Below are 1,971 nucleotides of genomic sequence, written 5' to 3'. Positions count from 1 at the left end.
CATGTATCCCGAATTTGCACAGACTGCTGAAGACGAGAACCTGCCTGAAATCGCAGCAAGATTCAGAGCAATCGGTAAGGCCGAAATGCATCACAAAGAACGCTTTGAAAAACTTCTCCGGGAAGTGGAAAACGGGACCGTTTTCAAAAAAGACAGGGAAGTTGAATGGGTCTGCCGCAAATGTGGTTATGTACACAGAGGGCCCGAACCTCCTGAAGAATGTCCTTCATGTGACCATCCCTACAACTATTTCGAGAGAAAGTGCGAAGAGTACTGATAGTTTTAATGAGGTTGCAAAACAATTGCACCCCCCTTTCCTTCAATTTTTTTGTGATAAAAACGCTGAATCAGTCTAATTTTTTGAAAAAGAGCAATCATACTGGAATGTATCTCATCCCTTAATCATATCTGCCAGACCAATCAGAATCACTTTCTCTTCCTCTGCAATCTCCCGCATCCGTGGAGTAAAACCTGCCCGGCTTATCAGGGCGAAATGTTTTTGGCCTTCAGAATGCCAGTCCACAAAGCCCCCCTTTTCCTTCAGGGAATAATACACATCCGGTCCAACCTTTTGCTTCTGCCACTTGCATTCGCAGAACAGGATATCCCGGGATTCTGCATTAAGGGCCACAAGATCGATCTCGTAATCATTTTTTCCCCTAGCAGCTGCAGCAATTTTGCCCCATTGCCTGCCGATCTTGCGAAAAGTGAAAGGCAGTTTGCCTGCTGAGTTGAGATGGATCAATGTCTCTTTGCCTACATCTTCAAAAGTCATCCCCAGAAAACGATCATAATTCTTCTTTATATCCTCCAGTACAGGCACTACATTGCCCGGCTCCAGTTCATCTTTGTGAGGCAATACAAACCGAAACCAAAATCTCAGGAAATTATCCTCCAATCTGTAAATGGTCTTTTTTGTGGCAGGTTTGTCTGCAATCGGATGTTGTCTGCTTACAAACCCAAGTTTCATCAGTATCTTCAGGTAATAGGAAATATCCTTGGGCTGAAGATATGCTCTGGTGGCAATCTCTGCGGGTCTGGATGCGCCTGTGGCAATAGCATACAGGATATTCATGAAAGTTGCCGGCTCCCTGAGTTCCTCCCGCAGCAGAAAATCCCCTTCCTCATAGAGCACTGCATCCGTGGCAAACACATTGTTCTCAAGATTTGCGGCAAATTCTTTTTCCGGATCAAAGAACAAAAGGTAATAGGGAATCCCGCCTGTCACTCCATAGATCTGCATGCATTCTTCCAATGATATATCCGGGAAAAATTGCTGAATATGCCTGAAAGGGATTGGTTTTGTCTGAATTTGGCCGGTGCGTCTGCCATAGAGGGGACTGGAATGGGCCAGGGTACTTTTTTCCATCATAGAGATCGAGGAGCCACAGAGGATTAGATGAACGGGTCTTTCTCTGAGTATTTCGTCGGTTATCAACTGGAAGACTGAAGGAATGGAACCGTCCTGCTGCACAAGATAGGAAAATTCATCGATTGCCACCACCAGTTTTTCTTCTCTATCCCACTTTTTGGCGATATACTCAAAGACATCGTCAAAGCCCTCCACACGGGGTTCGAAATCATCGAAAAAATCTGCAGCCCTCTTTCTAAACCTCTCGACATTGGTAGAGGTGCCCCTATGGTCTGCCAGGAAATATATGTGCGGCTTATCCCGGATGTAATGTGTTATCAATTCGGTTTTGCCAATCCTGCGCCGGCCGTAGATTACCGTGAAGGAAAATCCGCCGTTTGTATACTCCTTTTCCAGGGAATTGAGTTCTTCGGCCCGATCCACAAATTTACGAAACATGTTTATTATGATTATGTTTCGTATATTGATAATGTTTGTGGCCGGAGATATTTCATGAATCTGGAAAACTTGCCAAAGACTATGCAGATATTCTTGCATTAATTGACCCCAACAATGGTGGGAATGATGTGGAAATCTCCGTCTTAGGTAAATTTATGAAC

Annotated in this window: 2 protein-coding genes; one reads left to right on the top strand and one right to left on the bottom strand. The window is 44.5% G+C overall.

What is annotated here, in order from left to right:
- Positions 1–277 (top strand): rubrerythrin family protein (locus tag CI957_RS10190; protein ID WP_164909093.1); only part of this gene is annotated, 277 nt, incomplete at its 5' end.
- 114 nt (positions 278–391) lie between these two features.
- Here CI957_RS10190 and CI957_RS10185 read toward each other — a convergent pair.
- A complete protein-coding gene (locus tag CI957_RS10185; protein WP_096713080.1) occupies positions 392–1,810 on the bottom strand; it encodes an ATP-binding protein in 1,419 nt (472 codons plus the stop codon).
- Positions 1,811–1,971 lie beyond the last annotated feature (161 nt).

Origin of the sequence: Methanohalophilus sp. WG1-DM, assembly GCF_004104135.1 — an archaeon.
Lineage (GTDB): Archaea > Halobacteriota > Methanosarcinia > Methanosarcinales > Methanosarcinaceae > Methanohalophilus > Methanohalophilus euhalobius.
This window is presented reverse-complemented; position numbering and strand designations above follow the sequence as displayed.

Bases quoted from the DNA above. Each gene is read 5' to 3' on its own strand.
- CI957_RS10185 (WP_096713080.1), bottom strand. From the start codon at position 1,810: ATGTTTCGTAAATTTGTGGATCGGGCCGAAGAACTCAATTCCCTGGAA.